The sequence below is a fragment of the Ruegeria sp. CDSA246 genome, from assembly GCF_059611225.1.
In genome coordinates this window covers 1-3,948 of sequence record NZ_JBXWPD010000043.1, presented here as the reverse complement: position 1 = coordinate 3,948, position 3,948 = coordinate 1, and the positions used below count along the sequence as shown (strand labels likewise).

The window sequence follows — 3,948 nt, the reverse complement described above, 5'->3', positions numbered from 1 at the left end:
TGTCTCGTCCGGGCAAACCAAGCTGGGCACTGACCAAATAGACCAATAGCGCTGAACCAAAGACTGCTTTGCCGCGCTTGAGTGTTATGCGCAAGGCTTTAAGCGTCGGCAGAAAAGTCCGCAAAGTGGACATACATCGCGATATTGCAAATGACCGCGTGGAGCCCATACCTGTGTAGTTTACCCTCCGCAGCGAATGTCAGCTTGTCCCAGCTGTTCTATGCTCATGCGCTGCTTCCTCGTGCCGTTCCTCAAGAGCCTGACGAATGATCTGGTACGAAGATGACAAGAAGAGGCTTGCCATGATCGCAGCAACTATTAGGTCAGGCCAACCTGTTGCCGTGCCCCAATCAACCTTTCGACGGCTCCACCTGCCGTGGATGTTGCAAGCCAGGTTTTGGGCATCATCGACCAATGCCCGGCGGGTTGGATCTATTCAGATTCTTCTTCAACGTCAGGACTACTGGAGCGCTTGCTGGCAGAAGCAGAGGTTGAATACGTTCAAAAAGTCGATGTGCTCCGTGCGGACCAGATCATGCAGGATGATGCATCTCGTCGAGCGATGAAACAGCAGTTGAATTCACACAAGCGGTCCAGTGACGATCCGCTCGTTGAGGTGGAGCGGTTGTGGACCTGCTACCAAGCAGCGAAGGCCTCGAAGGAAGGAGATGAGCGATGATTTTGGCGGACGATGCCTGGCGTAGATAGTCAGCCCTAGGCAGACATTTGCAACTGGACTTTTCAAATCCGGATAAGCGGACAAAGCTGACATTCAAGATCACCGAGTCTACCATAGCGGCATAAGTTAGGGAGGCTTCAACATGACTGATCCCAATGAAGTCGCGCACCACTACCACTCCGGTCACTTGCTAAAGCGAATTTCTGATGGTTGCGCAGCACTGGACTTGACCCCACCGATTTCTCGCGACGCTTTGGCGCCGGTTGACGAGTTTCACATTGGCGGACGCCTTGCGACCGAACCTTTTGTGAAGGCTTTGGACCTTTCGCCCCAAAGTCGGGTTGTCGATTTTGGATGTGGCCTCGGTGGTCCTGCCCGCTATGTCGCAGCGGCCACTGGGGCTCATGTGACCGGCATCGATTTAACCGCCGAGTTTGTGGAAACAGGACGCGCCCTTACAGAATGGACGGGCATGTCGGATCGGGTTCAACTCATCGAAGGCAGCGTACTTGATCTGCCGTTAGAATCTGACTCGATGGACGCTGCTTACATGATCCACGTAGGCATGAACATTGTGGACAAAGTTGGCATCGCGCGGGAGGCAATGCGTGTGCTTAAACCAGGGGGTATTTTTGCGATTTACGATGTGATGCAAGTCGGCGAGGGCAATATGGATTATCCAGCGCCTTGGGCTTCGACTTCGGATCAGAGTGCGCTTGCACCACCAGAGACATATGAGGCGGCTTTGAAGTCCGTTGGTTTCGAATTGACCAATAGGATCAACCGCACCGTGTTTGCCAAACAATTCTTTGAAGATTTGGCGGCTGCGCAAAGCCGTGCGGATGGTCCTCCACATCTTGGCCTGCATCTGATCATGGGCGACGACACAGCGATAAAGGTCCAAAACATGGTGCGAAACATAGAAGGCGGATTGATAGCCCCGATTGAGATCCACGCCCGTCTGCCCATCTAACTTTGCGTCCGCACTGGGCTCGAATTAATCATTCTCTGCGGTGTGCGGATGGGCCGATGGCAGCCCGAAGCATACATTCACAGTCACGCTTTTCAGTTTTGCCCCAAGCCATTCACTAGGACATGCGCGACGTTCAGGAAATCATGTTGTCTTTTCCAAGCAGCGTAATTTGCGCTACCAATAGACATGAATGGAGACCGCAGACTTTCCGCAGTACTCTCGGCCGATGTAGTAAACTACTCAGGCCAGATTAAGGCAGATGAAAATAGGACTCTCGGCGAACTTCGTGTTCTACGTCGAGAGTTATTTGATCCTTTGGTTAGCGATCATCGCGGTAATGTCGTTAAGAGGATGGGTGATGGATGGATAGTCGAGTTTAACTCGGTATCTGATGCAGTACGATGCGCCCTTGATCTTCAAAGCCAGGTGTTAACTCAGTCGTCATTGAAACTACGAGTGGGTGTGCATCTTGGAGATGTCGTATTCGACGAAGATGACATTTTCGGCGATGGCATCAATCTATCCGCACGTCTACAAGAGGCTTCCAACGAAGGGGCTGTGTTGATTTCAGATGTCGTCCATCGCAGCCTTGACGAGCGCCTCGCTGAGCAATTTTATCGCGCTGGAGAGCGACAGTTTAAGAACGCGCCGTCACCAATAGAAGTTTTCCAATGGTCGCCGCCAGGTTCTGCCCCACCGCGAGTAACTCCGGCTAGCCATACAAAGTCTCTGCTAATCGGCGTCTTACCTTTCGATAATCTTTCTTCTGACCCCGATCAGGAGTTTTTTGCAGATGGAATTACCGAAGAGATCATCACCACTTTATCAAAACTCCCGAATTTACTGGTCGTCGCGCGTAACTCTACATTCGTCTACAAAGGTCGCTCCGTTGACGTGAAACAGGTCGGTCTGGAGCAGGGTGTCGATCTTGTTCTTGAGGGAAGTGTCCGTCAAAGCGGGAACCGGGTGAGGATCACAGCACAGCTAATCGATGCAAAGTCCGGTATGCACATTTGGGCAGACCGCTATGATCGCCTCATTGAAGATGTATTCGAAGTTCAGGATGAACTCGCACTTAGGATTGCAACCGAGTTACAAGTCGAACTTTTGGCGGGAGAAATGGCTCGTTTCAGAGGATCCGGCACGAAAAACCTAGGCGCGTGGACCGCTCAACTAAAGGCCGTGGAGGCTTCGCGCAGAATTACTAGGGAAGCTCAGGCCGACGCTCGCCGATTTGCACAACAGGCAATTGCACTCGACCCGGGTTACTCGGCTCCGTATTGTACTTTGGGATTCATTTGCACTGTCGAAGCACGACATGGATTTGTTGCTGACCGGCGTGCCGCGCTAGCGGAGGCTCGTGACTGCGCTCAGCGGGCTCTGGAAATAGACAGCTATAACCCAGAGGCTCACGCTATTGCGGGTTTTGCAGATGCAATCGATGGCAAGCTGATTTCGGCTATAGATAAGTTCAACGAGGCACTAGCGCTAAATCCAAACCACGCTGACGTGGCTGCCAGACTGTCAATCACCCTAGCTTTCAATGGCCAGGCAAATGAAGCGATCCAAGTCGCACAACAAGCCATTACCCTGAACCCTCACTATCCAGGTTGGTATGCAGGCGTTCTGGGTTTAGCCCTTCGACTTGACGGTCAATACGAGGAAGCCAAGAAAGCATTCACCGAATATGGTCAAAGGGTTGAAGGCTTTGGTCACCTCGACCTCGTAATCGTCCATGTAGAGACAGAGAACCTTGAGGCCGCTCGCGATGAAGCACGGAATGTGATGAAATACCGCCCTCAGTTTTCCATATCGGACTGGGCGAAAACTCAACTTTTCTCTGACAGAAAAAGGCTGGAGAAAGACTGTGCGTCTTTGCGACTAGCCGGTTTGCCTGAATAAGAGCAGGGTTTCGCTGTAGCAGGTTGGTTTGTGATGGAAACCGATCTCACACATTTCCGATTTGGGTTCGTGATGGCCTTGCGCTTCTAGGTGCCTTGGCGGTGAGCCGCAGCCCAAACCGGATACTCACAAATGGGCCCAGCAATTTCCCAGTTGCAGAGGAAAGTTGCCCTTCGCGGTTAAACAAACCAAGCCGAAAATTTTGGCCGATTATCCCTAGGAATTTGAGGCCTAATTTATTTGATCACGCGGGCTTTATCAGTGTTTCCAGATATTCTCGAGTGTCGGCGTCCCACGAGCTGGGGTCCTCTCCATGGGCGACCACCGCGTGGAGTTCCATGAGCTTCCAGACTTCGTCCTTGGTCGCAGCAACTACTTTACCTGGGCAGGCCTC

The 3,948-nt window shown here is 52.2% G+C and carries 4 protein-coding genes and 1 pseudogene; 3 read left to right on the top strand and 2 right to left on the bottom strand.

From position 1 onward, the window contains the following. Positions 1 to 199: 199 nt before the first annotated feature. Positions 200 to 349: pseudogene (locus AC2FI9_RS22640) on the bottom strand (cation transporter); the annotation flags it as partial. Positions 350 to 397: 48 nt separating this feature from the next. Between AC2FI9_RS22640 and AC2FI9_RS22635 the strand changes: the two are divergent. From AC2FI9_RS22635 to AC2FI9_RS22625, 3 genes are all read left to right on the top strand, one after another. Then, on the top strand, positions 398 to 679 hold the full coding sequence (locus tag AC2FI9_RS22635; protein WP_496770964.1) for a hypothetical protein: 282 nt from the start codon (positions 398 to 400) through the stop codon (positions 677 to 679). Between the two features lie 142 nt (positions 680 to 821). Continuing rightward, positions 822 to 1,652 carry a class I SAM-dependent methyltransferase gene (locus AC2FI9_RS22630; RefSeq protein ID WP_496770963.1) on the top strand — a complete coding sequence of 277 codons (831 nt, stop codon included), beginning with the start codon at positions 822 to 824 and terminating at the stop codon, positions 1,650 to 1,652. A gap of 186 nt (positions 1,653 to 1,838) precedes the next feature. Then, positions 1,839 to 3,554 carry an adenylate/guanylate cyclase domain-containing protein gene (locus AC2FI9_RS22625; RefSeq protein ID WP_496770960.1) on the top strand — a complete coding sequence of 572 codons (1,716 nt, stop codon included), beginning with the start codon at positions 1,839 to 1,841 and terminating at the stop codon, positions 3,552 to 3,554. Positions 3,555 to 3,798: 244 nt separating this feature from the next. Here the strand turns inward: AC2FI9_RS22625 and AC2FI9_RS22620 are convergent. Beyond that, a partial coding sequence (locus tag AC2FI9_RS22620) for a DUF1059 domain-containing protein (protein ID WP_496770919.1) occupies positions 3,799 to 3,948 on the bottom strand: 150 nt, incomplete at its 5' end.